General features: G+C 68.9%; 27 protein-coding genes. 7 read left to right on the top strand and 20 right to left on the bottom strand.

What is annotated here, in order from left to right; translation table 11 throughout:
* Positions 1–3 precede the first annotated feature (3 nt).
* Positions 4–447 carry a secondary thiamine-phosphate synthase enzyme YjbQ gene (locus ACVCMI_RS06070; protein ID WP_447097050.1) on the bottom strand — a complete coding sequence of 148 codons (444 nt, stop codon included), beginning with the start codon at positions 445–447 and terminating at the stop codon, positions 4–6.
* Complete coding sequence (pdxH, locus tag ACVCMI_RS06065; protein ID WP_395116899.1) at positions 444–1,031, bottom strand: pyridoxamine 5'-phosphate oxidase; 588 nt, start codon at positions 1,029–1,031, stop codon at positions 444–446. The genes ACVCMI_RS06070 and pdxH overlap by 4 nt, the downstream gene beginning before the upstream one ends.
* Before the next feature lie 212 nt (positions 1,032–1,243).
* Between pdxH and ACVCMI_RS06060 the strand changes: the two genes are divergently transcribed.
* Positions 1,244–2,074 carry a kinase gene (locus ACVCMI_RS06060; RefSeq protein WP_395116897.1) on the top strand — a complete coding sequence of 277 codons (831 nt, stop codon included), beginning with the start codon at positions 1,244–1,246 and terminating at the stop codon, positions 2,072–2,074.
* A gap of 39 nt (positions 2,075–2,113) precedes the next feature.
* Here ACVCMI_RS06060 and ACVCMI_RS06055 read toward each other — a convergent pair whose 3' ends face one another.
* From ACVCMI_RS06055 to ACVCMI_RS06045, 3 genes are all read right to left on the bottom strand, one after another.
* Entirely contained in the window at positions 2,114–2,317 is a 204-nt protein-coding gene (locus ACVCMI_RS06055) for a dodecin family protein (RefSeq protein WP_395116895.1), read from the bottom strand.
* 109 nt (positions 2,318–2,426) lie between these two features.
* Positions 2,427–2,768: a YbjQ family protein gene (locus ACVCMI_RS06050; protein WP_395116893.1), complete on the bottom strand. Its 342-nt coding sequence runs from the start codon at positions 2,766–2,768 to the stop codon at positions 2,427–2,429.
* Positions 2,769–2,800: 32 nt separating this feature from the next.
* Positions 2,801–3,634 carry an NAD-dependent epimerase/dehydratase family protein gene (locus ACVCMI_RS06045; RefSeq protein WP_447097051.1) on the bottom strand — a complete coding sequence of 278 codons (834 nt, stop codon included), beginning with the start codon at positions 3,632–3,634 and terminating at the stop codon, positions 2,801–2,803.
* Between the two features lie 35 nt (positions 3,635–3,669).
* Between ACVCMI_RS06045 and ACVCMI_RS06040 the strand changes: the two genes are divergently transcribed.
* Together ACVCMI_RS06040 and aroB are read left to right on the top strand one after the other, a co-directional pair.
* Positions 3,670–4,227 (top strand): shikimate kinase, encoded by a 558-nt coding sequence (locus ACVCMI_RS06040; RefSeq protein ID WP_447097052.1) that lies wholly within the window; start codon positions 3,670–3,672, stop codon positions 4,225–4,227.
* Positions 4,224–5,339 (top strand): 3-dehydroquinate synthase, encoded by a 1,116-nt coding sequence (aroB, locus tag ACVCMI_RS06035; protein WP_447097053.1) that lies wholly within the window; start codon positions 4,224–4,226, stop codon positions 5,337–5,339. Before ACVCMI_RS06040 ends, aroB begins: the two co-directional genes overlap by 4 nt.
* A 24-nt stretch (positions 5,340–5,363) precedes the next feature.
* Here aroB and azu read toward each other — a convergent pair whose 3' ends face one another.
* Positions 5,364–5,981 (bottom strand): azurin, encoded by a 618-nt coding sequence (azu, locus tag ACVCMI_RS06030; RefSeq protein WP_447097054.1) that lies wholly within the window; start codon positions 5,979–5,981, stop codon positions 5,364–5,366.
* A gap of 242 nt (positions 5,982–6,223) precedes the next feature.
* On the opposite strand from azu, the gene ACVCMI_RS06025 reads away from it, so the two are divergent.
* Positions 6,224–6,616: an MAPEG family protein gene (locus ACVCMI_RS06025; protein ID WP_447097055.1), complete on the top strand. Its 393-nt coding sequence runs from the start codon at positions 6,224–6,226 to the stop codon at positions 6,614–6,616.
* Positions 6,617–6,774: 158 nt separating this feature from the next.
* Here ACVCMI_RS06025 and ACVCMI_RS06020 read toward each other — a convergent pair whose 3' ends face one another.
* From ACVCMI_RS06020 to ACVCMI_RS05995, 6 genes are all read right to left on the bottom strand, one after another.
* Positions 6,775–7,401 (bottom strand): OmpW/AlkL family protein, encoded by a 627-nt coding sequence (locus ACVCMI_RS06020; protein WP_447097056.1) that lies wholly within the window; start codon positions 7,399–7,401, stop codon positions 6,775–6,777.
* A 330-nt stretch (positions 7,402–7,731) separates the two neighbouring features.
* Positions 7,732–8,556 (bottom strand): DUF6671 family protein, encoded by an 825-nt coding sequence (locus ACVCMI_RS06015; protein ID WP_447097057.1) that lies wholly within the window; start codon positions 8,554–8,556, stop codon positions 7,732–7,734.
* Positions 8,557–8,573: 17 nt separating this feature from the next.
* Positions 8,574–9,491: a sulfate adenylyltransferase subunit CysD gene (cysD, locus tag ACVCMI_RS06010; RefSeq protein ID WP_447097058.1), complete on the bottom strand. Its 918-nt coding sequence runs from the start codon at positions 9,489–9,491 to the stop codon at positions 8,574–8,576.
* Entirely contained in the window at positions 9,488–10,492 is a 1,005-nt protein-coding gene (locus ACVCMI_RS06005) for an L-threonylcarbamoyladenylate synthase (protein WP_447097059.1), read from the bottom strand. Before ACVCMI_RS06005 ends, cysD begins: the two co-directional genes overlap by 4 nt.
* Positions 10,489–13,005, bottom strand: coding sequence for a YbcC family protein (locus tag ACVCMI_RS06000; RefSeq protein WP_447097060.1), 2,517 nt, complete (start codon positions 13,003–13,005; stop codon positions 10,489–10,491). Before ACVCMI_RS06000 ends, ACVCMI_RS06005 begins: the two co-directional genes overlap by 4 nt.
* 10 nt (positions 13,006–13,015) lie before the next feature.
* Entirely contained in the window at positions 13,016–14,602 is a 1,587-nt protein-coding gene (locus ACVCMI_RS05995) for a proton-conducting transporter transmembrane domain-containing protein (RefSeq protein WP_447097061.1), read from the bottom strand.
* A 104-nt stretch (positions 14,603–14,706) separates the two neighbouring features.
* On the opposite strand from ACVCMI_RS05995, the gene ACVCMI_RS05990 reads away from it, so the two are divergent.
* A complete protein-coding gene (locus tag ACVCMI_RS05990; RefSeq protein ID WP_447097062.1) occupies positions 14,707–15,603 on the top strand; it encodes a LysR family transcriptional regulator in 897 nt (298 codons plus the stop codon).
* 90 nt (positions 15,604–15,693) lie between these two features.
* Here the strand turns inward: ACVCMI_RS05990 and ACVCMI_RS05985 are convergent, their stop codons facing one another.
* Positions 15,694–16,461 (bottom strand): MipA/OmpV family protein, encoded by a 768-nt coding sequence (locus ACVCMI_RS05985; RefSeq protein ID WP_447097063.1) that lies wholly within the window; start codon positions 16,459–16,461, stop codon positions 15,694–15,696.
* Positions 16,462–16,695: 234 nt separating this feature from the next.
* On the opposite strand from ACVCMI_RS05985, the gene ACVCMI_RS05980 reads away from it, so the two are divergent.
* Both ACVCMI_RS05980 and ACVCMI_RS05975 read left to right on the top strand, forming a co-directional pair.
* Positions 16,696–17,421 carry an SDR family NAD(P)-dependent oxidoreductase gene (locus ACVCMI_RS05980; protein WP_395116868.1) on the top strand — a complete coding sequence of 242 codons (726 nt, stop codon included), beginning with the start codon at positions 16,696–16,698 and terminating at the stop codon, positions 17,419–17,421.
* Between the two features lie 163 nt (positions 17,422–17,584).
* Positions 17,585–18,253 (top strand): oxidoreductase, encoded by a 669-nt coding sequence (locus ACVCMI_RS05975; RefSeq protein WP_447097064.1) that lies wholly within the window; start codon positions 17,585–17,587, stop codon positions 18,251–18,253.
* 74 nt (positions 18,254–18,327) lie between these two features.
* Here the strand turns inward: ACVCMI_RS05975 and folE are convergent, their stop codons facing one another.
* The 7 genes from folE to ACVCMI_RS05940 form a co-directional block, all read right to left on the bottom strand.
* Positions 18,328–19,053: a GTP cyclohydrolase I gene (gene folE / locus ACVCMI_RS05970; RefSeq protein WP_447097065.1), complete on the bottom strand. Its 726-nt coding sequence runs from the start codon at positions 19,051–19,053 to the stop codon at positions 18,328–18,330.
* A gap of 123 nt (positions 19,054–19,176) precedes the next feature.
* On the bottom strand, positions 19,177–20,211 hold the full coding sequence (gene hemH, locus ACVCMI_RS05965; RefSeq protein WP_447097066.1) for a ferrochelatase: 1,035 nt from the start codon (positions 20,209–20,211) through the stop codon (positions 19,177–19,179).
* A 49-nt stretch (positions 20,212–20,260) separates the two neighbouring features.
* Positions 20,261–21,790: a cryptochrome/photolyase family protein gene (locus ACVCMI_RS05960; protein ID WP_447097067.1), complete on the bottom strand. Its 1,530-nt coding sequence runs from the start codon at positions 21,788–21,790 to the stop codon at positions 20,261–20,263.
* Positions 21,791–21,808: 18 nt separating this feature from the next.
* Complete coding sequence (locus tag ACVCMI_RS05955) at positions 21,809–22,570, bottom strand: hypothetical protein (RefSeq protein WP_447097068.1); 762 nt, start codon at positions 22,568–22,570, stop codon at positions 21,809–21,811.
* On the bottom strand, positions 22,567–23,145 hold the full coding sequence (locus ACVCMI_RS05950; RefSeq protein ID WP_447097069.1) for a lipocalin family protein: 579 nt from the start codon (positions 23,143–23,145) through the stop codon (positions 22,567–22,569). The genes ACVCMI_RS05955 and ACVCMI_RS05950 overlap by 4 nt, the downstream gene beginning before the upstream one ends.
* A 103-nt stretch (positions 23,146–23,248) precedes the next feature.
* Positions 23,249–23,815, bottom strand: coding sequence for a cytochrome b (locus ACVCMI_RS05945; RefSeq protein WP_447097070.1), 567 nt, complete (start codon positions 23,813–23,815; stop codon positions 23,249–23,251).
* On the bottom strand, positions 23,812–24,921 hold the full coding sequence (locus tag ACVCMI_RS05940) for a catalase family peroxidase (protein WP_447097071.1): 1,110 nt from the start codon (positions 24,919–24,921) through the stop codon (positions 23,812–23,814). The genes ACVCMI_RS05945 and ACVCMI_RS05940 overlap by 4 nt, the downstream gene beginning before the upstream one ends.
* Positions 24,922–24,926: the final 5 nt, after the last annotated feature.

Genomic DNA, 24,926 nt, shown 5'->3' with positions numbered 1-24,926 from the left:
AGATCAGTCCGTCGGCATGCCCGTCACGGTCACCACCACCCGGCGCCGGTGCGCGGCGTGGCGGTGTTCCCACAGGTAGATGCCCTGCCAGGTGCCGAGCGTCGGCGCGGCGTTGCGCACCGGCACGCCGAGGCTGACCCCGGTGAGGATCGAGCGCACGTGCGCGGGCATGTCGTCGGGGCCTTCGGCGTCATGCCGGAAGAGCGGATCGCCGTCCGGCACCGCGCGGGCGAACCAGCGCTCGAGGTCGGCGCGCACGGCGGGGTCGGCATTCTCGCCGAGCAGCAGCGAGCAACTGGTGTGCGGCGTGAACACCAGCGCGGTGCCGATGCGCACCGCGCTGGCCGCGACCGCATCGGCGACTTCGGCGGTGATGTCGTGGAAGCCGCGGCCGCGGGTGTCGACCACGAACTCGCGCTGCGCCACCACCACCGCCGACGCGCTCACGGGTACAGCATCCGGGACGTCCAGGTCTGCCCGTGGCGGCTCCAGCGCACGCGCTCGTGCAGGCGGAACTCGGCGCCATACCAGAACTCGATCATGTCCGGCTCCACCAGGTAACCGCCCCAGTGCGGCGGCCGGCTGACGTTGCGCCCGGCGAACTCCTCCTCGTAGTGCTGCACGCGCCGCTCGAAGGTCTCGCGGTCGGGCAGGGTCTGCGACTGCAGCGAGGCCCAGGCGCCGATCTGGCTGCCGCGCGGGCGGCTGGCGAAGTAGGCGTCGGACTCCTCCTCCTGCAGTTTCCGCGCGACTCCCTCGACGCGCACCTGCACGCCCTGGCGCACGTGTTTCCAGTGGAAGCACAGCGCGACCTGCGCGTGCGCCTCCAATTGGCCGCCCTTGTCGCTCTGGTAGTTGCTGAAAAAGCGAAAGCCGCGCTCGTCGACGCCCTTCAGGAGCACGATGCGCGAGGCGACCCGGCCGGCGCTTTCCGCGGTGGCCAGGTTCATCGCCGTGGGTTCGGGGTCGCCGCTGGCCTTGGCCTCGTCCAGCAGCCGGATGAAAGTGTCCAGGATTTCAGGTTTGAGCATGATGTGTGAAACTTCCCTTTTGCGTCGTGGCCAAAGCGCGCCATCATGGAGCGAATGAAACTGTCCGATGATAGTGCAATGATCCCCGCACCCCGCATCCCGCCCCCGGCGGCAACGGCGCGATGCTTCTCCACGCAAGGTGAAAATGGCGGCAATGGCCATGCGCCAGCCTGCCGTCGTGCCGGCCCGGGCCAGGCCGGGAGTCGCCGCCGATGATGTCGCTGGCGCAGCAGCAGAACGAGGCGCTGGCCGGACACCTTCTGGACCAGTACGCCGGGCGCATTGCGCGCTCGCGCAGGCCCTACATCCTGGGCCTGTCGGGCCTGCAGGGCAGCGGCAAGAGCACCCTGGCGCGAGTCATGAAGGCGCAGGCCAAGGCGCGCGGCTGGGACACCGAGGTGCTCTCGCTGGACGATTTCTACTACGCCCGCAGCGAGCGCGAGGCGCTGGCGCGCGACGTGCACCCGCTGCTGCGTTCGCGCGGCGTGCCGGGCACCCACGAGATCGAGCTGCTGCTGTCGGTGCTGGCGGCGGTGCCGCACGCCTCCGCCCGGCTGGCGGTGACCCATCCGCGCTTCGACAAGGGCCGCGACACGCGCCTGCCGCCCTCGCGCTGGCCGCGGATCACCAAGCGACCCGCGCTGGTGATCGTGGAGGGTTGGGCGCTGGGCATCCGGCCGCAGCCGCTGACGGCGCTGGCCCGGCCGATCAATGCACTGGAACGCGACGAGGACCCGGACGGCGCCTGGCGGCGCTGGGTCAACAAGCAGTTGCGCGGCTACCAGCCGCTATGGCGCAAGTTCGACGCGCTGATCGTGCTGCAGGCACCGAACTGGGACATCGTGCGCCGCTGGCGCGGCGAGCAGGAGGAGGAACTGGTCGCACGCCACGCCCCGCTGGCGATGGACGCGGCCAGCATGGGCCGCTTCCTGATGCACTTCGAACGCCTCAGCCGCCACGCATTGGCGACGCTGCCGGCGCTGGCCGACACGGTGGTGGAGTACGACGACGACCGCCACGTGACCGGACTCACGCACGGCTGACAGGGCAGCGTCGAGGCGCCGCCCTGACGCCGCGCGCCCTCAGTCGACGACGAAGTTGACCTTCATGTTGACGCGCCACTCGGTGACGCTGCCGTCGTCGGCGGTGACCACCTTGATCTCGTTGATCCAGGCTCCCTTGATCTTCTTCACCGATTCCCCGGCCTTGCGCAACCCGTGCTGCACGGCATCCTCGATGCCCTGCTTCGACGACGCGTTGATCTCGATGACCTTGGCTACTGACATGGCGTGAACCTCCCGTCCGGGCGTGCAAGCGGCACGCGGCGCTCCCTGTCCCGAAGCCCGAGTCTGGCCCGCACGCACGACGCGGCACAAGCCGCACCGCGTCATGCGTTCAGGCGGGCTGCACCTGCACGGCGGTGCCATAGGCCAGCACTTCGGTGACGCCCTGGGCCACGTCGTTGGCGTCGTAGCGCATCGCCACCACGGCGTTGGCGCCCATCGCGGCGGCATGCTGCAGCATCAGTTCGAAGGCTTCCTCGCGCGCCTTCTCGCACAGTTCCGTGTAGATGGAGATATTGCCGCCGACGATGGTCTGCAGCGCGGCGCCGAGGTTGCCGACCACGCTGCGCGAACGCACGGTAATGCCGCGCACGATGCCGAACGAGCGCACGATGCGGCAACCGGGGATGTCGTTGCCGGTGCTGACCTGGTGATGCGGGATGGATGCAGTCATGGCGCTCTCCTGGATGGCGGGTGGAACGAAGATCAGCTGTCGAGCAGCGCGGCGTAGCCGAGGCGCGCATCCGGCCAGCGCGGCGCGAAGCCGCTGGCGCGCAGCCGCGCATTGCTCAGCCGCTTGCTGCCGATGCCCGGCGGCGGCGCGCCGGCGGCCGGCGGGGGTACGCCGAGCAGTCGCGCCAGATGATCGTGTAGCACGTCGAGCGGCAGCGGCGTGTCGTCCACGCCGAGATAGCACGCCTGCGGATCGGGCAGCGCCAGCAAGTGCGCGATCGCCGCGGCCGCATCGTCCACATGGATGCGATTGGCCCAGTGCGGCGCGGCCCGCGGCACCTGCACCGTGCCGGCGCGCAGGCGCTCGAACAGCTGGGTTCGCCCCGGCCCGTACAGCCCGGCCAGGCGCAGCACCACCGAGCACACCGGTTGCGCGGCCAGCCAGCGCTCCGCCTCGAGCAAGGTGGCGCCGTTGAAACCGGGTGGGGCGGGCGGCGTGTCCTCGTCCACCCAGTCGCCGTCGTGCGCGCCGTACACCGCGCTGGAGGAAACCAGCAGCACACGCTGCAACCTGCCATCGTCGAGCGCGGCCAGCAGATGGCGCAGCCCGTCGACGAAAGTCGCGCGATAGGCTGCCGCGTCGCGGTGGTCCGGCGTGGGCAGGTAAACCAGCTGCGTGAATGCGCGCGGCAAGGCGGCGAGGCTGTCCGGCCGGGTGAGGTCCGCCTGCAGCCAGCGGATGTCCGGGCCCCCTGCCACAGGCGGGTGCCGGCGCAATGCCCATACCTCGTCACCGCGCCCGCGCAGCTGCTGCGCCACGCGCAGGCCGAGATCGCCGCAACCGGCCAGCAGTACCCGCTCGCTCACCGCAACCCTCCTTCGGCGCCTGTTAGCATCACGCCATGAATCCGTCGTGCAACCTGTTCATCGTCGGTCCGACCGGTGCCGGCAAGACCTCGGTCGGCAGGCGGCTCGCCGTGCATTATGGGCTCTCGTTCGTCGATCTCGACCAGCAGGTCGAGCAGCATTGCGGCGTGGACGTGGGCACGGTGTTCGAGCTCGAGGGCGAAGCCGGCTTCCGCCAGCGCGAGAGCGCGCAGCTGGACGCGCTGAGCCGGCGCTGCGGCATGCTGCTGGCGACCGGCGCGGGCGCCGTGCTGGCGAGCGACAATCGCCGCTGGCTGAGCCAGCGCGGTTTCGTGGTGTGGCTGCAGGCCAGCGTCGAGCAACAGCTTGAACGACTCGAACGCGACCATCGCCGCCCGCTGCTGGCCGTGCCCGATCGCCTCGCACGCCTGCAGGCGATGGCCGCGGTGCGCGAGCCGATCTACCGCGACCTTGCCGACCTCGTCGTGCCCGGCCACCATGGCAGCGTCGGCGCCGCCAGCGAACGATGCATCGAACTGATCGACGCGCACTGGCAACGCGACCCTTCTTCCCGTCCCGCGCAGCACGCATGAACAAGCCCCCCTTGCACAGCATCAACGTCGCGCTCGGCCTGCGCAGCTACCCGGTATGGATCGGCAGCGGCCTGCTCGACGATCCGGCGCGCTGGCGCCCGCTGCTGCGCGGGCGCCATGCGTTGGTGGTCAGCAACACCACGGTGGCGCCGCTGTACCTGGAGCGGGTCGAGGCGGGGCTGGAGGGCTTGCACTGGTCGTCGTTCCTGCTGGACGACGGCGAGGTGCACAAGAGTTTCGCCAATGTCGGCCGCGTGCTGGACGCGCTGGGCCAGCTCGGCGCCACCCGCGACGCCTGCGTGATCGCCCTGGGCGGCGGCGTGGTCGGCGACCTCGCCGGCTTCAGCGCCGCGTGCTGGATGCGCGGCATCGACTTCATCCAGATGCCGACCACCTTGCTGGCGATGGTCGACTCCTCGGTCGGCGGCAAGACCGGGGTGAACCTGCCGGTGGGCAAGAACCTGGCCGGAGCCTTCCACCAGCCGCGCGCGGTGATCGCCGACATCGACACACTCGCCACCCTGCCCGCGCGCGAATACCGCGCCGGGCTCGCCGAGGTGGTCAAGGGCGCAGCGATCGGCGACGAGACGTTCTTCGTGTGGCTGGAGCAGCACGCCGACGCGCTGGCCGCGCGCGACGTCGACACCGTGCTGGAAGCCATCGCGCGCAAGGTGCAGTACAAGGCCGGCGTGGTGGCGCGCGACGAGACCGAGCAGGGTGAACGCGCCCTGCTCAACTTCGGCCACACCTTCGGCCACGCACTGGAAACCGCGGGCCACTACGCCAGCCTGCTGCACGGCGAGGCGGTGGCGATCGGCATGCTGCTGGCCGCGCAATTGTCCGAACGCTCCGGCATGAGCGAACCCGGCGATACCGCGCGGCTGGAACGGTTGCTGCGCACGCTCGGCCTGCCGCTGGCGATCCCGGCGGGGATGGACACGGCGCGGCTGCTGCAATGGATGCGGCTGGACAAGAAGAACGCCGCCGGCCAGTTGCGCCTGATCCTGTGGCGCGGCATCGGTCGCGCGGAGATCGTCGCCGCGGTGCCGGAATCCGCCGTCGCGGCGACACTCGATGCCGCCGCGCGCGGGCCAGGGGTTCCGGCCGCCTGACCGGGCCGGAACCCGGCGCGCCGGTTACTGGACGCTGATGCTGCCCTTCATCAGGGCCGAGTGGCCCGGGAAGCTGCAGAAGAACACGTACGGACCGTCACCCTGGATCTTGCTGACCGGGAAACTCACCGAGGTGGTCTCGCCACCGCCGATCAGCTTGGTGTGGGCGATCACGCGCGAGTCGTCCGCCTTGACGTAGCCGGCGGCCGCGCCCGCGGCAACGCCGTCGGCATCCACGGCCTGCATGTCGGACTGTTTGGTGATCACCACGTCATGGCCCATCGCGGTGACCGGCATGGTGCCGGTGTGCTTGAGCGTGATCTTGAAGTCCTTGCACGAGGAAGGCACCACGATGGAGGACACGTTGTACTGCATCGCGTCCGAACCCTCGATCTCGGTGGCGCAATCGGTGACCACCGCGGTGCCCTTGCTGGTGTCCATGGCCGACCCGGCAGGCGCGTTGGCCATGCCGGCGGCGGTCGTCGCCGGAGCGGGCGTCATCGCCACCGGAGCCTGGGCCGGGGTCGTGGTGGCGGACGGGGCCGGCGCCGACTCGGATGTCGCCGGCGACGACGAGTTGTCGCTGCAGGCGGCCAGCGCCAGCGCACAGGCGGCAGCAAGCAGACTCGGTTTGATGTTCATCGATCGTCCTCCTGGGTGGCAAAGCCGCATCATCGAACAGCGATGCTCTGCATCCCGTGAAGACGCCCCGCCCAAGCATGCCGCAGGGGCGGGCGGCGCCGGCACCTGCGTGCTGCCGGACCATTTCTCCGCGAACGCCCCGTGTGCATCCATAGGCTGGCTGGCAACGTACAACACCCATGGCCCGCCGGTGGCGTGCGTGGCCGCGTCTTGACGTTGTGGACCTGCCGGGAGAGTTGGAGATGACGACTGAATTGCAGATGCTGGGCTGGTCGGTGCTGCTCGGGATCGTTTACGTGCTGTTCGCTGCCGCGCTGGGCACATGGCAGCGTGGCCTGCGCTGGAATGTCGGCAACCGCGACGGCGACCCCGAGCCGCTTCGCGGGCCCGCCGCACGCGCCGCCCGCGCCAGCCACAATTTCCTCGAGACTTTCGCCTTCTTCGCCGCGGCGACCTTGGCGGTCGTGGCGACGCAGCAGACCGATGCGCATACCGCGATCGGGGCGCAGGTCTACTTCTGGGCGCGACTCGCGTACTTGCCGATCTATGTGGTGGGTATCCCCTACCTGCGTACGGCCGTGTGGGCCGCCAGCCTGTGGGGCATCCTGCAGATGGTGGAACCCTTGCTGCGCTGAACCCGGCAAAACCCCGGACCACTGCATGGAGACGCTCCGAGCGTGCGGCCAGCTGCTTGTCGTCCCGGCGAGATGAGGCATCCAGCGTCCGACAGACCTGGAGTCCCGGCTTGCGCCGGGACGACGAGCGGCTTCAGGCGATGCCGCGGCAGCAGACGTCAGAAGCTGTAGCCGACGCTGATGCCGTAGATCCAGGGATCGACATTGGCTTTGCCGATGCCTGCTCCGTTGAGCCTGACGTCGCTGCTCCAGTCGAAGTACTTTGCGTCGGCGCGCACGAACACGTTCGGCGTGGCGTGGAAATCCAGGCCCAGCTGTCCGACGAAGCCGCTGCCGTCCTTCACGTCCAGGTTCGTGCCCGCGATGGGTCCCGTGGTGCGTTCGTCGCTCACGTTCACCCAGCCATAGCCCAGGCCGACGAAAGGCTGCCACGCCTGGTCGGCGAGGAAGTGGTACTGGGCGGTGAGCAGCAGCGGCATGTGCTTGATGGTGGCGGACTTCGCGCCATCGAGCTTCACGTCGTGCTCGAACTTCACGAGCGGCAGCCACAGCTCGGCGCCCCAGTTCGGCGCGAAGCGATAGCCCAGCGTGAGGGTCGGCTCCCAGTCATCGCCGATGCTGGAGCGGAACGCGCCCGCCAGGACGCCGTTGCTGCTTTTGGGCGCGACACCGTTGTAACCCACCGCGCCGTAGAAGCCTGGCGCGCTGTAATCCTGGGCCCGGGCAGTACCGGCACCGGCAACAGCCAGAGCGCAACCGGCGACAATCAAGGGCAAAACTTTCATGTTGGCATCTCCAATGAGGTGACAGACTGGTTCGAGACTCTCGAGGAAGGAGTCCTGCTTCGCGCTGGGAAATGCCCCTACGCGAATGCCTGTACGGTCACCCGCAAGTTTTGGACTGAATTCGTGCTGAACCGAAGCCCGGCCATGCGGCAGGCCATGAACCGCCGTCGCCACGCACGGGGCCAGCGGCACGCATCCATCGCCAGCTGCTGGCCGGGTTGGCGCGGCAATCGCAACCTGCACATCGATCGCAGACCGGCCCGGGTTTTCCTGATGGCGGCGAAGACGTTGCCGGCCTGGTCGAATGATCCGGCGCAGGCGTCGTCCCGGTCACGGATTGCAGCAATCGCAGAAACCCGGGTCCGCCCAGGCCTCCCGCGCGAACTGCTCGCGGCGAAATCCACACCCTGCGCACACCTCGATCATGGCGCGGGTTGCGGCCGTGGCCGCATGACAGGACGCGCAAGGCAGGCCGGCGATGCGTTCCGTGGCCACGAAGCCGCGTCGTCCGCAGCGCGGGCAACAGGATCTGCAGCGCCGCACGAGATCGATGGCCGCACGCCTGATGGCGCGCATCCGGGTCGGGTTGCGGCATGCGCGCATGTCCGTCTCCACGCAGGCTGCGCCACTGATGGCAATCGCATCGGCAACGTTGGCCAGCAGTTCCTCCGGGCTCATGTTGTCCTTGCGCAGCAACACCGCTGGATCGGGCTTGCCATCGACTGCCGCCGTCACGATCACTCCGTGCGCGGGAAAGCCGATGCCTTCGGCAAACTCCACGGCGGAGCGCGCATCCACCACGACGCGCTGGGCGTAATTGGTGCGCGGCGTGGTGTGCGTTCCGACGATCTCGACACCGTCGCGACGGTCCAGCAGCATCACCAGCTCGGTGTCCAGAGGCACGAACGGCACGTGCGGATGGGGACCGAAGCTGCCCTCGCTGGCAACACCTGCATGCATCTCAGGCATGCATTCCAGGGCAGCGGCGATCTTGGCTCGGGCCGTTGCGAGCGGAGTATCCCGGCGAGGAATGTCACGACTGAAGGTACCGAACCGATCGGTGTCGAAGCCGGCCAGCAGTTGCGGTTGCAGGCCCAGGGCGCCCCTAAGCAGAGGGCCGATCACGGCCTCCTTGCCGTGCATGGTGGCGATCACGACACGATCCAGTGGCATCAGAAATAGCCCTCGCGCTTGTGCCTCTCCAGACTTCCGCTTGAATCCCGGTCGACCAGCCGACCCTGGCGTTCGGACAAGCGTGACGCGATGGTCTCTGTCAACACGGCCTCGAGGTCCGCCGCATCGGACTCCATGGCCCCGGTCACCGGCCAGCAACCCAGGGTGCGGAAACGCACGCGGCGAAGACCTGCCCTCTCGCCGGGCCGAAAGCGCATGCGCTCGGGCTCGTCCACCACGATGAGCGCACCATCGCGCCGAACCACCGGCCGCCACGCCGCAAAGTACAGGGGCGCCAGCTCGATCTTCCTCAGCATCGCGTACTGCCAGATGTCGAACTCCGTCCAGTTGGACAACGGGTAGACGCGCAACGACTGCCCGTTGGCCATGTCGGTGTTGAACAGCTTCCACAGTTCCGGTCGCTGCCGGCGAGGGTTCCATGCGTGTCCTCGCTCGCGCAGCGAGAACACGCGCTCCTTCGCACGCGACTTCTCCTCATCGCGACGCGCGCCACCGAACACCACGTCGTAACCGCCTGTGTCCAGGGCCTGCTTCAGCGCATCCGTGCGCATGGCCGTGGTGTAGGCATCGCCATGATCGAAGGGATTCACGCCGGCCGCCCTGCCCTGCTCGTTGGCGTGGACAAGCAACCGGAAACGATGCTTGCGGGCGAAGCGATCGCGAAACATGAGCACGTCGCGGAACTCCCAGGTGGAGTCCACGTGGAGCAGCGGCAGCGGGGGCGCTGCGGGGTGGAAGGCGCGCGCCGCGAGACAGGCGAGCGCGGTGGAATCCTTGCCGCCGGAAAACAGCAGTACGGGCTTTCGCGCCTGGGCCACGGCCTCGCGCAGGATGAAGACAGCCTCGTTCTCCAGGTCCGCCAGATGACCGGTTGCCAGGGCAGGCGCGCTGGTCATGCGAGCGCATGGCCAAGACCCGCCGCCCGCCACAAGCGGTCGCGCAGGGCATGGTTCAGTCCGCGGCCATCCGGCGGCACCACGATCAGTACGGCGAGATCCAGGTCATCGGCTTCGCGCAGGCGCCGGTACAACTGCTGCGCCTGCTGGTCCGGGGAGTGCCCCATGGACAACCACGGCACGTGGGCCGGCCAGCTGCCGGCACGCCGCTCGGAGAGCACGCCCACGCGAGCGCTGAGCGCGGTGTATTCGGCGATGCGTTCGGGCACCTGTTCCATCGATGCCAGCACCACGCGGGCGTTGGGGGCGTAGTGAAGCTTCATGCGGCCGGGGCTGCGTATCGACGTGTCGATGGGCGACTCGACCGGCTTGCCGGTCACCCGCTCCAGGTCCTCCCCGGTGATCGCACCGGGCCGGAGCAGCCGCGGCAGGCCGGTGGAAAGATCGACGATGGTCGACTCGATGCCCACGCGGCAGGGGCCGCCATCCAGCAGCACCTCGACCGCATCGCCAAGCTCTTCCCGGACGTGCCGGGCGGTGGTCGGACTGATCTTCTTGTGCCGGTTGGCAGAGGGCGCAGCGATCCCCCCGCCGAACGCTTCCAGCACGTCCAGCGCCAGCGGGTGTGCGGGCACGCGCAGCGCCACCGTATCCAGGCCGCCCGTCACGCCGTCGCTCACCGTGGCGGCGCGGGGCAACACCAGCGTGAGCGGGCCAGGCCAGAAGGCTTCGGCAAGGCTCCATGCGAGCGCGGGAATGTCCCGCGCCCACTGCGCCAACTGGGCGGCCCGATGCAGGTGCACGATGAGCGGATGGTCTGCCGGGCGCTGCTTGGCCGCGAAGATCTTCGCGACCGCGGCGGGGTTGCCGGCATCCGCGCCCAGTCCGTAGACCGTCTCGGTCGGCAGGCCGATCAAGGCGCCGCGGCGCAGCGCATCCACCGCGTCGCGCACGCCAGCACTCCCGGAGAGCCTGATGTCTTCCCGATCCTTGATGTTCATGCCGCGTCCTCCCAGGTCAGATGGCCGGTGTAGCGATGCATGGACCCTGGCTTGTCGCCGAAGGCGAACAGGTGGGCCCAGCCGTGGTCGAACAGGTGCCGCACGGCTTCATGCCTGGCGACGATGGCGTTGATGGCGTCCAGCGGAGCGGCGATGACGACGGACAGCCGCAGCGGCTCATGGACATAGCGCTTGCCGTCATGCAGCGACTGCCATGGCAAGCCGGTGCGCAGGTCGCCGCCATTGCCCTCCAGCACGCCCAGCTTGCCGACCACGTTGTGGAGCGTCTTGTTGCCGCTTCCGAAGACCCGGTTGTCCACCGCCGAGCCGTAATACTGCAGGCTGATCCACGCGCCCACGATCATCGGCGCGGTCATGATGGATTCCAGGGTCTTGAAGCCGTCATCGCGCTGCCAGTCGTAGGAATTGAGGAAGGCACGCCCCGCCAGGTCGAGGCCCGCGGTGCGGCTGCGCGGGGCGATGATGTATGAGGCGCAACCCGCCAGGCCCCACTCCGGCCGTACCTCGCTCCAATCCCTGCTGCGCGCCAGGACCTGGTTCTCGATCGAGCGCCGGTCGTGCAAGGTGAGGATGGCGGCACGTTCCTGCCGGGTCACCCGGCCGGCCTCGGCCAGCGCTGCCTGCAGTCGGGCCAGGTCGTCGGCATGCGTCGCCGGCAAGCCGTCGGTGTCGAAGATCGTCACCTGGTCGGTGGTGGTGTCGTGCAGCGCGCCGAGGAAATGTGTCTCGTCGGGAATCACCGTGCCGCGTTCTGCCAGGGCCTGGCGCACCTGGCGGTCGTTCAGCACCGCAGCCGCCACCCGCGCATTGGCGTCGCCCGCGTGCCCACCGCAAGCCCCGCAATCCAGGCCGCTGGCATGCGGGTTGTTGACCGAGCTGGCGCCGTGCCCGACGAACAGCACCACGCGCGCGAACTGCTGCCGCAGCGACATGGCGCGCAGGGCGCCCTCTGCCAGCGCGACCCTGGTTTCCAGCGGCATGCCGGTGGCGCGGTCGTTCGCGGTCGAGGGCGTGATGTCCGGCGCCAGTCGCGTGAGTGCAGCGGCGTCGATACCGCGCTCCGCCGGGTGCGCTTCGGGCCGGGTGAAGCCCAGGCTGTCGGCGATGAGCTTGCCGGCGAATTTCCATCCCATCGCTTCGACGAAGGTGAACGACGACACCGCGGCCAGCTTGAACCAGCGCCATTGGCCGATGGCGCGAAGCCGCCGCCGCCGCCGCGTGGCGATGTCGGCCTGCTGCTGCGCCGTCGCACCCCCGACTGTCTCGTGCACCGTCAGGCCGGGTGCCAGCAGCACCGGGCAGCGGGGACCACCCTGGCCCCGGGCGAGCGGCACATATTCCATCGGCATGCCGAAGAATCCGGCCATGCCCAGCGTCTCCACGCCGGGCGCCACCTTCTCCAGCGCACGCCGGAAGGTTTCGGAGCGCACGTCGATGCAGAACACGGCCTGCACCGCCGGGCGCATGGCGATCACGGATGGCCGCGGTGCGGCGAGCTTGGCGAGGAAGCATCGCTGCCAGGCGATTTCGTAGGCGTCCTGCAGGATTTCTTCCAGCGTCGGCGCGGCCGGCTCGTTTTCGCGGGCCGATGCAGCGAAACAGGCGCGGGCCTGCTCCCATCCGGCCGCCAGTGCGGCGACCGGCTGGCACGTTTCCAGCAGCGCCACCTCGAAAGCCAGCCGTATCGCCAGCAGTTCGAGCAAGGTGTCGTCGCGCCGCCCCGCCAGCTCGCTTTGCCAGACCTGGTAGCGGGCGTAGCCGGCCCAGCCGCCCACGCTCATCAGCAGCCGGTGGAAATAATCGGCAAGGCCCGGTTCGTCCATCTTCAGGCGGGCCGCTCCATGGGCGATCATCGCTTCGGCAGTGGCAGGAAGCGCGCCGATCGTGCGGTGGAATCCGGCGAGCCCCATGACCTGGGGCGTGCGATCGATGGCGGCCTCCTCACGCCAGGCCGCATAAGGGCCCAGGTGCCGTGTCGACGCTGGCCACAGCGCCTGCCCCGCGTCGAAGTAGCCGGCCGCCCACAGCGAGACCCGCTCGCCGGCAAAGCTGGCCCAGTCCCGTCCGGTCAGCTTGCCGGCGACGTCGGCAACGGTCGGCAGCGGCGCATGCGTTGCCACATCCTCGGTTTGCAGTTGGCGGCGCAGCGCCGCGACGTCGAGGGTGCGAGGGGCGGCACTTCCCTTGCGCAGCAGGGCCTGGCCAAGATCCCGGTCGGTGATGCGACCCTGGGCGATGGCGTCGCGGTAGAACGCGCGCGGCATGGTCATGCGGGCGCCTGCCACCTCGGCCATGACGCGCGCGACCTCGCCGAAGCGGCGGTCGGCCATGCCGAGGAAGGGATTGACGGCCACGAAATTCTTCAGCGGCCACAGTGGCGCGATGCGTCCACACGCGCGCTGCGCGGCTTCACATGCACGCCCTGCCCCGATGTCGGAGGAAGGTGGGATGGGATCGGCTTGTTCCCTGATCTTCAATGCGATGGCGTTCATGGGCGGCTCCTCAGGCGATGGTCCGGGCGTGATGGCGCGCGTCTTCCCGACGCAAGGCACCCACCAGGCGATTGAAGATGGCGTTGACGTAGAGGCCGTTGGCCAGGTGGACGCGTGCCGCCCGCCAGAGCGGCCGCTGGTTCCACAGCACGACCAGGCTTTGCAGCACGGTGACCGCGGTGAACGATGCGATGGCCAGCCCCATGATCAGCAGGCCCGTGCCGTCGGGCCGGGGAATCGCCGGCAGGCTGCCGGCGGTCAGCCGCGTGAAGGCGGTTTCCAGGATGAAATAGGCCAGCGTGGTTCCGGCGGCCCCGAGCAGGGTCTGCACAACCAGGCGGGTAGTAGTGGCCCCTTGCAGTGACGATGCCAGCAGCATGCTGACGCCCATCACCAGGATCGCGCCCAGGGTCAGCACGGCAGGCTCCGCCCGCACGAAGGTTCCGAATACCCAGGCAAACAGCACGTAGATCGCGGTCGCCAGCAACAGGCTCAGCAGGACGGGGCGCAGGCGCGGCCTGGCGAAACGCGGCAGCGTCTCGGTTTCCACCACGCCCCCGGCCGAGAGGAAGGCGTGGGCCTTGTACAGCGAATGGGCGACCAGGTGAAGCAGCGCGATCGCGAACGCGCCGAGCCCGCATTGCAGTGTCATGAAACCCATCTGCGCCACGGTCGAGAAAGCCAGCGATCCTTTCACGCTGGTCTGGGTCAGCATCACCACGCCGCCGAACAAGGCGGTGAAGCCGCCCACGATGGCAACGCCGTGCAGCGTCGGCATCGAGAGCACCATCACGTCGGCAAAGCGGATCAACAGGAATCCACCCGCATTGATGATGCCCGCATGCAACAGGGCCGACACCGGCGTCGGCGTGTCCATCACCTCCGGCAGCCAGCCGTGGGTGGGGAACTGCGCCGACTTCATGAGCGCCGCGACACCCAGCAGCAAGGCCGCCAGCGAGAGTGCGGGCGGCGCGGCGTCGGCGGCGATGGCCTGCGCCCGGGCCAGCACGGTGGCCAGGTCGGTCGTGCCGAACGTGGTCACCAGCAGGGCGGCGGCACCGAGCATGCACGCATCACCGAGGCGGGCGGCGAGGAACTTCTTGCGGGCGGCGATCCTTGCGGGTCGGCGCTCCGGGTAGAACACCAGCAAGCGGTGCAGGGAGAGGCTCATCGCCACCCACGCAACCACCAGCTGCACGAGGTTGCCCGCGAAGACCAGCAGCGTCACGGCTGCCAGCGTCCGGCACAGGCCGGCCATGAAGGCGCCCTGGCGCGGCTCGCCGTCCATGTAGTTGCGGCTGTACTGGACCACGACGACGCCGACGAAGGCGACCAGCAGGAACATGGTGCAACTGATGGCATCCAGCCTGACCGACAAGCCGATGCCATTGTCTCCCAGCAACCCGCTGGTGGCCGGGCCTTCCCACGCGGTCAGCAGGCAGGCCAGCACCGCGAGCACCAGGCAAAACCACGTCGCCAGGCGGCTTGCGAGAAGCATGGCGTGCGGCCGACGAGGTCCCGGCCGTGAAGGAAACAGGGTCGCCAACAACAGGCTGGCGGGGGCAAGCAGAAACAGCGTCGCAAGGGCAGGCAACATCAATCACTCCGCGGTCAGGTGAGCCGCGGCAAGCCTACGCTTCGCGCATCATTCTAAAAAATTCATTTAACGAAACCTGTCGATATACAAAATAGAATGATTGCATGGCCGCACTGAACTACAACCACCTGCGCTACTTCTGGGCAGTCGCCCGCGAGGGAAACCTCACCCGCGCCGCGGAGAAGCTGCTGATCTCGCAGTCGGCGCTGTCGATCCAGATCAGGAAGCTCGAGGGTCAGCTGGGACAGGACCTGTTCGAACGCAGCGGGCGGCAACTCGTGCTGACCGAGGCCGGGCGCATCGCCTTCGACCACGCGGAATCGATCTTCGCCACCGGCGGCGACCTGCTCGCCACGCTCAAGCAGCGCTCCGGCGGCCGGCGTTCGATACTCAGGGTCGGGGCCTTGGCCACGCTGTCGCGCAATTTCCAGATCGGCTTCCTGCGCCCATTGCTGGGACGCCGGAATGTCGAGGTCATCGTTCGCTCGGGGACCACCGCGTTCCTCTTGCAAAGCCTGGAAGCCCATCGGCTGGACGTGGCGCTGGTCAATGTCGCGCCCGCCCGCGATGCGGCCACTCCCTGGGTTTCCCACGCCATTGCCGAACAACCCGTCAGCCTGATCGGAACGCCGAAACGCATCGGCAAGGGCGGCACGCTGAAGACACTGCTGACCAGGCAACCCCTCGTGCTGCCGACGATGGAGAGCAGCGTACGCATCGGATTCGACGCGCTGGTCGAACGCATGGGCTGGAAAGTGCGGGTGGCGGCGGAGATCGACGACATGGCGATGCTGCGACTGATCGCCCGGGAGGACGTCGGCCTGGCGGTGGTTCCGCCGATCGTGGTCAAGGATGAATTGAGCAGCGGCCGCCTGGTGGAGGTTCACCAGTTGCCGCAGCTCAGCGAGACCTTTTTTGCCGTCACCATGAAGCGGCGTTTTCCCAATCCGCTGTTGCGCGAGCTGATCCGTCCACGTACGGCGCTTGAGCTCGCCGATTAGCGCGGGCGTCCGCCGGGCGACCCGAGGGACATCGACCGCCACGCCGTCGTGCATGTGCCGCCATCCGCCGGCAACGGAATCTGTTCGGCCTCAGAAGGCGTAGACGAAACCCGCCAGCACGGTGCTTGCCGAGGAGCGCTCCACCAGCGGACTGTCGGTGATCGCGCGAGGCAGCCGCTGGTACTTCAGGGCACTCCAGAACGTCCAGCGGCGACCCATCGGAGCCACCGCGCCGAGGCTGGCTTCCGGCACCAGCACGCCGGGAACGGCATAGGGCCCCGGTGCGCCGTTGGCTGCCTCGGAGGGGCGGATGCCGTAGTAGTAGTCGGCGAGCCGGGGCGACCACCAGCGCACACCCAGGCCGGGCGTGACGCGCCATTTGCCGAACCGCAGCGGGTAGCCGTACTGCATGGCGAGCTCTTGCCCGCGGCTTCGCGACAAGGCATCGGTCAGCACGGTCAGCTGCAGGTTTCCCAGCCTGCCGGAGCGGGTCAACACGGCGCCGACATCCATGCTCCGGCGCCGGTCCCGAAGACCGTCCAGGGGAATGTCGTCGGCATCGAATCCGTCGAGCCGTGCCTGCGCCACCAGGTCCAGCCGCCAGTCGTCGCGTTGCCAGGCATGCCAGCCGAGTTGCAGGCCGCGCAGGAAGGCGTGCTCGCCTTCGTAAGCCGCCGCGGGAACCACCAGCTGGCGACGGGAGGAACCGGCATAGCCACCGTTGCTGACCAGCGCGATGGCACCGGCTTGCCAGCCTCGCTGTACCCGGCGCGAGGCCGTCTCCCCGGCGGCGAAGGCCTCCGAGCAGCACGCGCAGAGCAACCCGGCAACAACGATCCAGAGGAAGGGGGGAAGCATGGGTCGGCACTCCGGTCGGATGGGGAAGGCAACGCTCGCCTGCAGACGTTGCCACGCAGAAGGGCATATCCATCCATACGGAGCGCGTCCACCGGCGGATGCGCATTCACCGGCGATGAAGGACGTCCGCGACGCTGATCGTTCCCCGTGCTTCTCCGCCGGCGCTGCCGAAAGCCTTGCATCCATTCGCACCGGATCTCCGTACCTGTAATCAGGCACCCACAGGCTCTGGCCATGTCCTCATCCATACTCATCTACGGCGCCACCGGCGGCGTCGGCGCATGCCTGGCCCGGCTACTCGCCGATACGGGATCGCAGTTGCACCTGGTGGCGCGCCATGAGGAGACGTTGCGACCATTGGCGCAATCCCTGGGGGCGACATGGACGGTGGCCGACGTACTGGATGAAGCATCCTTTGCGGCGGTGACCGAGGCTGCGCCCGCGAGCCTCGACGGCCTGGTCTATGCGGTCGGCAACATCGCGGTGAAGCCGATCTCGCGCGTCTCCGAAGCTGACCTGGCCCACGATTACCGGCTGAACGCGATCGGCGCCGCGCTGGCCGTCCGGGCGGCCCTGCCGTCGCTGCGCAAAAGCACCACCGGTGCGTCCGTGGTGCTGTTTTCCTCCGTAGCAGCATCGCGCGGCTTTCCGTCGCATGCGTCCATCGCCATGGCCAAGGCGGCGGTAGAGGGTCTGACCCGGTCGCTTGCCGCCGAACTGGCACCCGCGGTGCGGGTCAACGCGATTGCGCCATCGCTCATCCGGACGCCGCTGGCCGCACGCATGGTGGCCAACCCGAAGCTTCGCGAGGCGTTCGCCGCCGCCCATCCCCTGGGCCGCCTGGGAGAACCCGAAGACATCGCCCAACTTGCTGCCCACCTGCTCTGGCCACGCTCCGGCTGGATGACCGGGCAAGTGATCGGCGTGGATGGCGGGCGCGCGGCCATCGCCGGAAAGTGACCGGAGCAGGCAGCGCAATGCGCAGCAATCGCGAGTTGCCTGGCAAGCCTGGCGTGCACCCTCGCCGCGGTGTCCACGGGTGCGGAAGATGGGCACGCGGGCCGGCCGGGGTGGAATACTGGTCCAGGCGCTGTCGATGGCGGGCCTGCCCGGGAGGTCACCCATGAAGATACTGCTGGTCGGAGCGAGCGGACTGGTCGGACAAGGCGTCCTCAAGGTGCTGCTGCAGGACGCCGAGCGGCCCGGGGTGACGTTGCTGGTCCGCCGCCGGTCGCCAGACGTGCCGCAGGGAGTGCGCGTGCTGCAAGTACCGGAACTCCGCGACAAGGCACTGGAAGGACTCGACCTTGGCGGCATCGATGCCTGCCTGTACTGCGCCGGGCCATTGCCCCTGCTTCTCTCGGAAGCGGCCTATCGCGAGGCGACGGTGGCCACCCTCGAGTGTGTGTCGCGGGCCTTTGCGCGCGCCAATCCGCGAGGACGGATGATCTATGTCTCCGGCGCCGGCGCCGACATCCGCAGCCGCTTGATGCCGTTGCGGATCAAGGGCGAGGCCGAGCAGGTGCCCGGCCGCTTCGCGCTGGCCACCACGGTACTGCGGCCCGGTGCCATCTGCCCCGTGCAGGGCGAGCGGTCTCCGCATCGCGCGCGGCGGGCACTCTATGCGCTGGCCGGTCCCGTGCTGTCCGTGGCGGTGCGCCTGATGCCCGGCAGCTTCACCACGAGCGCGGCCGTGGGAAGGTGCATGCTGGCCATGGCGAGGGCCGAGACCTCAGGGACCGGGATGGTCGTGGTCGAGAACAGGCAGATCAACACATTCGCCGCGCCCTGATCGGGTCCGGGGTGGTTTGCGCGGAGCGCCCGGCAAGTTTCGTGCAGCCGGGCGGCCATGCACGACGGCGAGGCTCAAGCCCTGCGCTCGGCCAACAGGCTCAGGAATTCCTTCCGCAACGAGGTGTCCTCGAGGAAGGATCCGCGCATCACGCTGTTCACCATCCTGGCACCATCGTCTTTCACGCCGCGCCAGTGCATGCAGTAGTGGTCCGCCTCCAGCACCACGGCGAGGCCGTCGGGCCGCAGGCGTGTTTCGAGCAGGTCGGCGATCTGCACCACCGCTTCCTCCTGGATCTGCGGCCGGCTCATCACCCAGTCGATCAGTCGCGCGTACTTGGACAAGCCGATCAGGTTGGATGCGGCATGGGGCATCACGCCCACCCACACGCGCCCCATGATCGGGCACAGGTGGTGCGAGCAGGCGCTGCGCACGCGCATCGGCCCGACGATCATCAGCTCGTTCAGATGCTGCACGTTGGGAAACTCGGTGACCTCGGGCGCGGCCCGATAGCGGCCCGCGAAGACCTCGCGCACGAACATCTTGGCCAGCCGCTTTGCGGTCTCGCGGGTGTTGTGGTCGTGCTCGACGTCGATCACCAGGGCGCGCAGCAGCGCGTCCGCCTTGTCGGCCACCTCCCGTTGCAGTTCGTCCAGCTCGCCGGGCCGGATGAACTCCGCCACGTTGTCGTTGGCGTGGAACCGTGCGCCGGCCTCGCGCAGGCGGTGGCGGATGCGGTCCGAGATGGCGGTGGCATCGGCATGGCGAATGGATGCCACATCGGAGGGTGCTGTTTGCATGATCAGGCCTTTGGCAGCGGCGGATGGCGTCGTGCGCTGTCGAACCCGAATGCCCGGCATGCACCATCAGCTCATACGCAGCACCGGGCCATCCGGATGCATGCTTGCCGTCCATCGACGGATTCAGGCGGCCAGGGGTTTGCCCGAAGGCTGTCGGGAGAGCGCCGCGACGGCATCGACCCACTGTGGCTGGTCATTGAGGCACGGGATCAGGGTGAGCTCCTCGCCGCCGGCGGCGAGGAAGGTTTCGCGTCCGCGGATCCCGATCTCCTCCAGGGTCTCGATGCAATCGGCCACGAACGCCGGGCAGGCCACGAGCAATCGGCGTACGCCCTGCGCAGCCAGCTCCTTGAGCACGACGTCGGTATGCGGTTCGATCCACTTCGCGCGGCCCAGCCGCGACTGGAACGCCAGCGACCAGCGCTCGTGCGGGACGCCGAGTGCGGCGGTCAGGCGCTCGCTGGTGCGCACGCATTGGGCGCGATAGCAGCGCTCCAGCACGTTTGCCGGAGGCTCTAGGCAGCACGACGGACCGCACAGGCAGTGCCGGCCGGTCGGGTCCGCCTTGCGGATGTGACGCTCGGGCAGGCCGTGATAGCTCAGCAGCAGATGGTCGTGCGGCTGCGCCAGATAGGGCCGCATGCTGGCGCCGAGCGCGGACAGGTACTCCGGCCGGTCATGGAACGGCGCAACCAGATCCAGCTGCAGCCGCAGGCGATGGCGCTGCAGGGTCTGCCGCGCCTCTTCCAGGACCGTGGTGACGGTGCTGTCGGCAAACTGCGGATACAGCGGCAGCAGGGTCGCGCGTTGGATGCCGCGGCGGGCGAGGTCGCACAGCACCTTCTCGATGGAGGGTTCGCCGTAGCGCATCGCCAGTTCCACCGGCGCGCCGTGCCAGCGTTCGGCCACCCGCGCCTGCAGGCGTCGACCGATCACCAGCAGCGGCGAGCCTTCGTCCCACCAGATCGAGCGATAGGCCGCGGCCGATGCCGCCGGACGCGTGCGCAACACCAGCGAGACGATCAGCCGGCGCAGCGGCCACGGCACGTCGATGACGTGGCGATCCATCAGGAACTGGTCGAGATAACGCCGCACGTCGGCGACGTCGGTGGAGGGCGTGGAGCCGAGGTTCACCAGGATCAGGGCTTGGTCGGGCATCGATGGTTTTCCGGTGGAGGCAGGAAGCGGGTGCGAGGTGCGTTGCCGGTCACAAGGCGTCGAGATCGCCGAGCACGGCCTCGGCCCGCCGCTGCACTTCGGCGCGTTGCGTGGACGGCATGCGCTCGAGCTGGCGCAGGGCCATGCCGAGGCGCGGATGGGATGCCAGTGCGCGGTGATGGCGTGCCAGGAAATCCCAGTACAACGCGTTGAACGGACAGGCGCGTTCGCCGGTGCGCTGATCGTGCCGGTAGCGGCAGCCGGCGCAGTAATCGCTCATCCTGTGGATGTAGTTCGCCGACGAAACGTAGGGCTTGGTGGCCAGCAGGCCACCATCGGCGAACTGGCTCATGCCCAGCGTGTTGGGCAACTCCACCCACTCGAAGGCATCGACGTAGATGCCGAGATACCAGCGGTGCACCTGTCCGGGGTCCAGGCCGGCCAGCAGCGCGAAGTTGCCGATCACCATCAACCGCTGGATGTGGTGCGCGTGGGCATGCTCCAGCGACTGCGTGATGGCCTGGTGCAGGCAGTTCATGCCGGTGGCGCCGGTCCAGAACCAGGCCGGCAGATCGCGCCGGTGGCCGAAGAAGTTGGCCTCGGCATATGCGGGCATGCGCGCCCAGTACACGCCGCGCACGTACTCGCGCCAGCCGAGGATCTGGCGGATGAAACCCTCGACCGCCGCCAGCGGCGCGCGACCCTCGCGCCAGCACGCTTCGGCGCGTTCGATCACCTCGCCTGGCGAAAGCATCTTGACGTTGAGCGCGAACGAGATCAGCGAATGGAACAGGCGCGGCGCCTGCGTGCTCATCGCGTCCTGGTAGTCGCCGAAATCGGCGAGCCCGTCGCGCAGGAAGGCATCGAGCTGGCGCAGCGCCTCGTCCCGGTTGAGCGGCCAGCGAAACGCTCCGGCTTCGGGCGCCCCGAAGCTTTGCACGCCGGCGGCCGCGATGCGCCGCCACAGCGCGCGGTGGTCGTGCGACGGTCGCGCATCGGCCGGTTCGGACGGCGCGCCTGGCCAGCGCCTGCGATTGTCGGCATCGAAGTTCCATCGGCCGCCCACCGGCCGCCCCTGCATGTCCAGCAACACGCGGTGCTTCGCGCGCATGTGCCGGTAGAACAGCTCCATCTTCCAGCGCCGTCGACCGGCAAAGAATGTCGCGACGTCGTCGCGGCGGGTCAGGAAGTGCTCGCTGTCCACCTTCCGTGCGGGGATGCGCAAGTGCTGCGCGTACTCCGCCAGCTGCCGGTCCAGGCGCCACTCGTCCGGTGCCTGGTACTCGAACGTGCGCACGCGGTACTCCCGGATCAGCTGGTCGAGGTTGGCGGTGATCGACTGACGGTTGGCGACGTCGTCGATCGCGAAGTAGCGCACGCGATGGCCGCTCGCCTCCAGCCCGCGGGCGAAGTCGCGCATGGCGGCGAAGATCGCCAGGATCTTCTGCGCGTGGTGGAGGGCGTAATCCGTTTCCTGGCGGACTTCCATCAGCACGTAAAGCACGTCGGGATCGCTGGCCGCGAACCAGGAATGTCCGGGGTCGAGCTGGTCTCCCAGCAGCAGACGCAGCATGGTCATGGGGCGTGGCCGTCCGGTTCAGCGCGCCGTGGGCGAAGTCGCCGCCCGGCGCTGGCGCAGCGTCGAGACCAGCGACACCAGGAGCACCGCCACGGCCAGCAGCAGGGCCACGCTGGCGGCCGCATCCGCGCCGGCCAGGCCGGCGCTGCGCTGTTTCACGCATACCCCCAGCAGGCCCCACAGCGCCGCCAGCGCATACCAGGGATTGCCGCGCATGCGCACGATCATGGTCAGTACCAGCGCCGCCGCCAGCGCGAACAGCACCAGCGTCCACGCCAGCATGTCCGCCACCGGCAACAGGCGGAACGCCACGATCACCTGGGCCAGGTTGAGGAACACCGCCAGCGACACCCAGCCGGCGTGCAGCGACAGCGGGATCCACTGCCACCACGGCCCGCGCGCGTGGCCGGCGGTGTGCGACGCCTGCCAGGCGGCTGCGAGCAGGCACGCCAGGCTGGCCCAGATGACGAACAGCGCGAGCCAGAACCACTGCTGCGAGAACACGATCATCCATGCCGAGGTCAGCGCGAAGCCGGCCGCCGTCAACCCCCGGATGCGGCGCAGCGCCGCCGTGGCGTGCCGCTCGAACAGCTGTCGCGTGCCGAAGATCGCGTCCAGCACGAAGATCGGCCCCCAGATGGCGAACGCGTAGCCGGCGGCCACGATCAGGGTGGGATAGCGATCCGAGATTTCGCCATTGGTCGGCCCGAACGCGCCGGTGTTGGACAGCCAGGCGACGACGGGCATCGCCCAGGCGAGAAAGGCGACGAGGTATTTCACGGGCATTCTCCAGCAAAGCGATCGCGGTCTGCGCCAAGCTCGGGCCAGCGCTGGGGCACCCGGCGGATCGCGGTCGGGTCATACCCCATGGCGGACGCCCGATCGAGCATGGCGGCGTAGTCGGCCTCCGACACGGTGGGCGTACGGGAAAGGAACCAGAGATAGTCGCGCGCATCGCGCACCACCATCGCCTGGGTGCCGTCGGCCTTCAGCCAGCCGACCAGATACCGGGCGCTCAGGAAGGCGAAGAAGCGTACGCGCCATTCGCCATGGCCGCTGCCCTCGACCACGCTCGCAGTCGACTTGAACAGCCTTGCCGGCGCGTCGAAACCCCCGTGGCGCTGGCGCAGCCAGATGCAGAGTGAGCCGTCGTCGTTGCGCCGGAAGGTTTCCACCGCGTTGTAGCTGTCGCGCTCGAAACGGGGCGTGATGGCAGCGAGGACATGCCAGCGCCCCAGGTAGCGACCCACATCCGCGGTGTGCACCGGCCGGATCGGGTCGAACTGACGCGCACGCGCCGCCGGCGTGGGCAGCACCCACACGGCGAGGAGCGTCAGGATGAGCAAGCGTTTCACCCGGGGCAACCTCGTCTGCTGCGATCAGGACCGCTACATGCAGCTCATACGGCGCACGTTCGCATTTGGATGCCCTGTCGCCACCAGGCGCGGCGTCGGCGGCCTAGGAGCCGATATCGCTCCGGTGCCGCCCCGCTCCCCTTGCCATGCTGGCGAACACGCCATCGCGGCGTATCCAGGCGTGGTACAGCGCCGCCGCCAGATGCATGAGCACGACGGCGAACAGCAGCAGCGCCAGCCAGGTATGGGCCGTGCGCAGCACGGCGTACACCGTCGGGTCGTGCGGTGCGATCGCCGGCAGGCTGACCCCGCCGGGCATGGTCACCGGATAGCCGCCAGCCGAGACCATGGCCCAGCCCACCAGCGGCATGGCGAACATCAAGGCGTACAGCAGGATGTGCGAGGCCCCGGCTGCAGCCTTCTGGATGGCCGGCAGGTCGGCCGGCAACGCCGGTGGCGGATGGCGCAGGCGATTGGCCAGGCGCACCACCGCCAGCAGGAGGATCGCGATGCCCAGCGGGCGATGCAGGCTCACCAGGGCGGGACGCAGGCTCAGCGAGGCGACCATGCCGACGCCGACGAAGAGCATCGCCAGGATCGCCAGCGCCATCGTCCAGTGCAGCACGCGGGCGAGCAGGTTGAAATGGGCGGAGCTGCCGGCGCGGTTCATCGGTCCGACTCCGGTGTCGCGGCGTGGCCGGTGGCGGCGCCGGCCTCGCCGCTGGCGATGTCGTGCTCGCGGCGGTTGAACGACACCGAATAGACGGCCGAACGCGCCGCCAGGATCGGATCGTCGGAAGCCTCCACGCCGGTGGGCAGCACCAGCGGATCGTAGTTGATGTCGCGGCAGGCGCCGGTGGCCTGCGCGCTGCTGCTCTCCACCACCACGGTGCCGACCGTGACCCGCGGGCGATCCTCCGGCCAGCTCTGCGAGGGGTTCACCGGATCGTCGGCTTGCGCCAGCGTCACCACCATGTCCCAGCGCAGTTCGCCCTTCGCCAGACGCGCCGCAAGATCCTCGGCCAGGTAATCGGCATCGGCCTGCTCGCGTTGTTCCGGCGTCATCCCGGCAAACGGGGTTTGCGGCTGCATCGACCAGCGCACGTTGCGCACGTTGCCGGCGCGGTTGACGAAGCGGAAGGTGTCGACGCCGTTGAACGTGGTGTTCGCCCAACTGGTGGACCACGGCGCGTGGGCGGCCCAATCGGCGAAGCGGGCGAATTCCGGATGCGCCTTGGCAAACGCCGCCTGGCGCGCCGGATCGGGCTTGCCGGTGGCCGGATCGGGCGTGTTGGCGCGGGTCTGCTCATAGAAGGCCTCGACCGAGGACACGCCGAAGAACGGAAAGCTGTTCATCGCCATGCGCCATTGCTGGCCGTCGCCGCCGTCGAGCTTCAGCGCCATGCTGCGCACGCGCGCCTTGGCGTCCAGGCCGTAGGGCGAGCCGCCGCCGATCGACAACCTGCCGACGAACGGCGTGCGCACCGGCGCGAACAATCGCGCGCTCGACAGCGCCGTTCCCTGCCCGTTGCCCTCGAAGTAGCCGGCCACGCAGACGCCCTTGGCGTGAGCCCGGCGAAACCCGCGCCAGACCTGGCCGTTGGCGGTTTCGATCGCGTTGGTGAAACGTTGCGACGTGAGACGGCTGGAACCCAGCCAGCCGCCGACCCATGCGAACGCAAGGGCGACGGCGGCGACGATCAGCGCGATGGCAAGCCATGCCAAGGTCGCACGCCGACGGCTGGCGGGAATGGCGGCGGGATCGGAATCAAGCATGGAGC

It is taken from the genome of Rhodanobacter sp. UC4448_H15 (assembly GCF_052978265.1).
This window is presented reverse-complemented; position numbering and strand designations above follow the sequence as displayed.

Bases quoted from the DNA above. Each gene is read 5' to 3' on its own strand.
- pdxH (WP_395116899.1), bottom strand. From the start codon at position 1,031: ATGCTCAAACCTGAAATCCTGGACACTTTCATCCGGCTGCTGGACGAG.
- ACVCMI_RS06060 (WP_395116897.1), top strand. From the start codon at position 1,244: ATGATGTCGCTGGCGCAGCAGCAGAACGAGGCGCTGGCCGGACACCTT.
- ACVCMI_RS06055 (WP_395116895.1), bottom strand. From the start codon at position 2,317: ATGTCAGTAGCCAAGGTCATCGAGATCAACGCGTCGTCGAAGCAGGGC.
- ACVCMI_RS06050 (WP_395116893.1), bottom strand. From the start codon at position 2,768: ATGACTGCATCCATCCCGCATCACCAGGTCAGCACCGGCAACGACATC.
- ACVCMI_RS06040 (WP_447097052.1), top strand. From the start codon at position 3,670: ATGAATCCGTCGTGCAACCTGTTCATCGTCGGTCCGACCGGTGCCGGC.
- aroB (WP_447097053.1), top strand. From the start codon at position 4,224: ATGAACAAGCCCCCCTTGCACAGCATCAACGTCGCGCTCGGCCTGCGC.
- azu (WP_447097054.1), bottom strand. From the start codon at position 5,981: ATGAACATCAAACCGAGTCTGCTTGCTGCCGCCTGTGCGCTGGCGCTG.
- ACVCMI_RS06025 (WP_447097055.1), top strand. From the start codon at position 6,224: ATGACGACTGAATTGCAGATGCTGGGCTGGTCGGTGCTGCTCGGGATC.
- ACVCMI_RS06020 (WP_447097056.1), bottom strand. From the start codon at position 7,401: ATGAAAGTTTTGCCCTTGATTGTCGCCGGTTGCGCTCTGGCTGTTGCC.
- cysD (WP_447097058.1), bottom strand. From the start codon at position 9,491: ATGACCAGCGCGCCTGCCCTGGCAACCGGTCATCTGGCGGACCTGGAG.
- ACVCMI_RS06005 (WP_447097059.1), bottom strand. From the start codon at position 10,492: ATGAACATCAAGGATCGGGAAGACATCAGGCTCTCCGGGAGTGCTGGC.
- ACVCMI_RS06000 (WP_447097060.1), bottom strand. From the start codon at position 13,005: ATGAACGCCATCGCATTGAAGATCAGGGAACAAGCCGATCCCATCCCA.
- ACVCMI_RS05995 (WP_447097061.1), bottom strand. From the start codon at position 14,602: ATGTTGCCTGCCCTTGCGACGCTGTTTCTGCTTGCCCCCGCCAGCCTG.
- ACVCMI_RS05990 (WP_447097062.1), top strand. From the start codon at position 14,707: ATGGCCGCACTGAACTACAACCACCTGCGCTACTTCTGGGCAGTCGCC.
- ACVCMI_RS05985 (WP_447097063.1), bottom strand. From the start codon at position 16,461: ATGCTTCCCCCCTTCCTCTGGATCGTTGTTGCCGGGTTGCTCTGCGCG.
- ACVCMI_RS05980 (WP_395116868.1), top strand. From the start codon at position 16,696: ATGTCCTCATCCATACTCATCTACGGCGCCACCGGCGGCGTCGGCGCA.
- ACVCMI_RS05975 (WP_447097064.1), top strand. From the start codon at position 17,585: ATGAAGATACTGCTGGTCGGAGCGAGCGGACTGGTCGGACAAGGCGTC.
- folE (WP_447097065.1), bottom strand. From the start codon at position 19,053: ATGCAAACAGCACCCTCCGATGTGGCATCCATTCGCCATGCCGATGCC.
- hemH (WP_447097066.1), bottom strand. From the start codon at position 20,211: ATGCCCGACCAAGCCCTGATCCTGGTGAACCTCGGCTCCACGCCCTCC.
- ACVCMI_RS05960 (WP_447097067.1), bottom strand. From the start codon at position 21,790: ATGACCATGCTGCGTCTGCTGCTGGGAGACCAGCTCGACCCCGGACAT.
- ACVCMI_RS05945 (WP_447097070.1), bottom strand. From the start codon at position 23,815: ATGAACCGCGCCGGCAGCTCCGCCCATTTCAACCTGCTCGCCCGCGTG.
- ACVCMI_RS05940 (WP_447097071.1), bottom strand. From the start codon at position 24,921: ATGCTTGATTCCGATCCCGCCGCCATTCCCGCCAGCCGTCGGCGTGCG.